This window comes from Geobacillus sp. Manikaran-105, from assembly GCF_002809955.1.
In the GTDB taxonomy this organism is placed as follows: domain Bacteria; phylum Bacillota; class Bacilli; order Bacillales; family Anoxybacillaceae; genus Geobacillus; species Geobacillus thermophilus.
On record NZ_PIJG01000094.1, the window covers coordinates 1 to 3,979 of the forward strand.

The following is a 3,979-nucleotide window of genomic DNA, read 5'->3' on the forward strand; positions in this document are numbered from 1 at the left end:
GATGTGCTAATTTATTCATGAGACATGAACCTCCTTGTGGATAGTTGGTGGTACATCTATTCTAACCAAGGAATCGGGTTCATGTCTCCTTTTTTGTTTGATTGTCAATTTATGTAAGTGAATTTGCTCATCTACAGTAATTAATAAAAAATTAATAATTTATTTACGTTACATATCTTGTACTAATATGAAAAATATAGTACTTTGATATACGGATTCTATTTACCATAATTATACTTATTTTCGGAATCAATATTTTTAGTAAAGGAGAAAGAAGAATGAGAAAGAAAAAAACTAAAAAGTTAGCAATATCTATTGCTGCTATGTCTGCGTTCGCCGCTAGTGCAGTGGTGGTTTCCAATCCGGCTCAAGCCGCAATAACGACCAATGCTGAGAAGTTGGTTGTCAAAGCGGAAAAACTTGCTGGCGCATTAAAATGGCAAGTTTCTTACGATTACCGGAAAAAGGTTTATCCTAAAAATGTGTTAGATTATCCAGATATGAAGCTGTTTAATGAGACAAAATCTGCGTTGAAAGCTGCTCGGGAAGAAGTAAAGAAGCTAAAAGGAAAAGAGAAAGAAATTTTGGAGGCTCGTCTCACGCAAAATGTTCAAGTATACGTTGATCGCGCTACCTTCTATATTGATGCCGTTTCAGCAGGTAAAAAAATTGAAGCGAAAGCGAATATATTAAAGAAATTCATTTCTAACCATATTGTAAATGACTCCACAGAAAAAGCGTATCATGATTTAACAAAAGAAATTCGTACAAAGTCCCCTGCTTTTTATAAAGTATATGGTGCTTCTACTCGTACAGCATTGGTTCAAACATATCTCAAACCTGCACAACAAGTGAAAGATGCGGCGTTATATCCAGTTTCCATTAAAATAGAGACAGACCGTTTGAACGCGGCGCTAAAAGAAAATAAGATTGATCAAGCGATTTACCATAAAAACCGTATTGAAAAATTTGTGAGCGAAGGTTTAAAACTTGGAGTGTTGAAAGAAAATAGCAAGCTATTAAAAAGCGTGATGGCTTACGTAAATCCGGTTAAGGCAGATTTGGAAAAGCGATTTGCAATTTTTAATGCAGATTCTACTATAGCGGACAAGCCAACCACTTTTGGCGGAACGGCAGCAGAAGTGAAAAAATACGACCAATCCGTTATCGTCATTGCGGGAAAAGATCAATATATTAAACTGGCAAATGCAGAGGTCAATGGAAATATTATTATTAAAGGGAATGAAACAGGCGCTGGAACGGTTTACCTTGAAAATGTGAAAGTGAACAAGGTAAACAACCAAGGCGGTGTCATTATTGTTGATGACGTGGCTGATCACAGTTTGCGTCAGAAAAACGTTACAGCGGAAGAATTGAAAATCAACGATGCGAATGGCGCCAACATCGTGGCGGAAGAAGGAACAAAGATTAAGACATTATCTCTTACAGAAAAGGCGGGAGCGACAGGAACGATTATTCTTGATTCTAAAGAAAAAGGTGCGTACGAAGTCGTTTCCATTGGTACAAAAGGAAGCGAATCAAGCAAAGGTGTGGAATTGAAAGGTGACTTCTCTAATACGAAGGTAGAGGTAACGGGAGAAGGTTCACAAGTCAAGGTAGCGAAAGACGCCGTAGTGAAAGAAATCGAAGTGAAGACAGAAGCGAAATTGGAAGCGGAACAAGGCGCGAAAGTACAAGCCGTGAACCTGGCTGCCGAAAAATCAGGGCAAAAAATCGAATTAAAAGGGGACTTAAAAGAAGCTACGGTCACTGTTAAAAATGCTAATGCAAAAATTGAAGTAGCTAAAGATTCTGTAATTAAAGAGATTAAGAAAGATTCATCCGTCACGGGTTCTATTGAAGTAATAAATAACGGTACGGTGCAAACGGCTACCGGTGTTACAGTAAAGAACAATCCTGGTGGTCAAACTGGTTCAACAGGTAATACAGGATCAGGTGGAACGGTATCGGATGGTTCTGATAGAACTGTAGTTACGCCACCAGATATTACTGCACCGACAGTTTCTTTAGTTTCTGATAAGCAAGTTACAATTGGGAATGATATTGTAGTAAGAGTTAATGAATTAGGAACAGTTTATTTAGTTCCAAGTAATGAAACTCCTTCAACCAAGAGTGCTCTTGAGACTTTAGTTACAAATGGAAGTGCTAAGAAGGCAATCGTGTCTGCTATTAATACTGATATTAAAATTAGTACAACTGGATTAACATCAGGGACATATAAAGTATATGCAGTAGATAGTGTGGGAAATGTTTCAAATCCGACAGAAATAGTCACTTTAACCCCATTTAAATTAACAATAATGCATACAAATGATACACATGCTCATTTAGACAATATTGCAAGACGCATCACTGCAATTAAACAGGTAAGACAAACAAACCCTAATTCATTGTTATTAGATGCAGGAGACGTGTTCTCTGGAACATTGTATTTTAATGAATTTAATGGATTAGCAGATTTAGAGTTTATGAATCTTGCGGGCTATGACGCCATGACATTTGGAAATCATGAGTTTGACAAAGGAACTGCAATTTTAGCTAACTTTGTGAAGGGGGCGAAGTTCCCATTTGTCAGCGCCAATGTCGATTTCTCCAAAGATGAAAATCTAAAAGTAAGTTTCCGTAATGAAATATCTTCAAATCCAGAAAATGGAAAAATTTATAATGGAATTATCAAAGAAGTAAATGGAGAAAAGATCGGTATCTTCGGCCTAACAACAACTGAAACGAAAAATATTTCAAGTCCAGGTGAAGACGTAGTCTTTGAAGACTACATTGAAGAGGCGGAAAAAGCAGTTGAAGCATTCGAAGCCCAAGGAGTCAATAAAATTATCGCATTAACCCATATAGGATTTAACGACGGCGGTGGAGATAATGACCTTACGTTGGCAAAGGAAGTTGAAGGAATAGACGTTATTGTTGGCGGACATTCTCACGATAAGCTTGTTGAACCTGTTGTTGATAAAACAGGAGAAGAGCCGACTGTTATTGTTCAAGCGAATGAATATAGCAAGTACCTTGGTACGCTAGATGTCGAGTTTGATGAGAATGGGAAAGTGGTTGGCTATGCCGGCAAGCTGATCGACATTGATCAAAAAGTAAAAGTAGGAGATAAAGAGGTTTATGTGCTACAAGATGATCCGGAAGCTGCTGCAAAACTAAAACCGTACAATGATCAAATTGAAGAAAAGAAAAAGACTGTTATTGGAAATTCAGCTGTCGTATTAGATGGGGTGCGTGCCAATGTACGTACTAAAGAAACGAATTTAGGAAACTTAATTACAGATGGTATGCTTGCAAAAGCTAAAACAATAAATCCTAATACTATAATAGCTTTACAAAATGGTGGGGGAATCCGTGCTTCGATTGATGCAGGTGAAATTACTTTAGCGGAAGTTCAAACGGTTATGCCATTTGGAAATGCTCTCGCTATTATGGAGCTAAAAGGATCAGAAATTAAGGCAGCTCTCGAGCACAGTGTCAGTCTAGCTCCTGCTTCAAACGGTGCATTTCTTCATGTTTCAGGTTTAAGGTTTACTTATGACAGCAGAGAACCAGCTGGAAATAGAGTAAAAACCATTGAGGTAAAAGAAGACGGAACAAACTATGTTCCTCTAGAGGATAATAAGACATATTTTGTTGCAACTAATACGTTCATTGCTAAAGGCGGAGACGGTTACACAATGTTTAAGAAAGCATTTGAAGAAGGACGTGTAAGCGAGCCGGGATTTGTAGACTGGGAAATGTTCAGAGATTACGTAGCTGCTCAACCAAATCAAACGGTAAATCCATCGGTGGAAGGACGTATCATTGATGTAGCGACTGCTATAACCTCTATAAACGCAGCTGATTTCAGCGGAAGTAACTATTCACCCCAGTGCTAGTGTATAAAAAAGCCCAGCACAAATAGGGCATTTCGGTCATAGAAAATGCCCTAGGTAGCGGAAAGAACTCGATC

Annotated in this window: 1 protein-coding gene; it reads left to right on the forward strand. The window is 38.1% G+C overall.

Going from position 1 to position 3,979, the window contains the following annotated elements; translation table 11 throughout:
- The first annotated feature begins 278 nt into the window (after nt 1–278).
- Nucleotides 279–3,905, forward strand: a complete 3,627-nt coding sequence (locus tag CV945_RS16375; protein WP_232722291.1) for a 5'-nucleotidase C-terminal domain-containing protein — start codon at nt 279–281, stop codon at nt 3,903–3,905.
- Nucleotides 3,906–3,979: the final 74 nt, after the last annotated feature.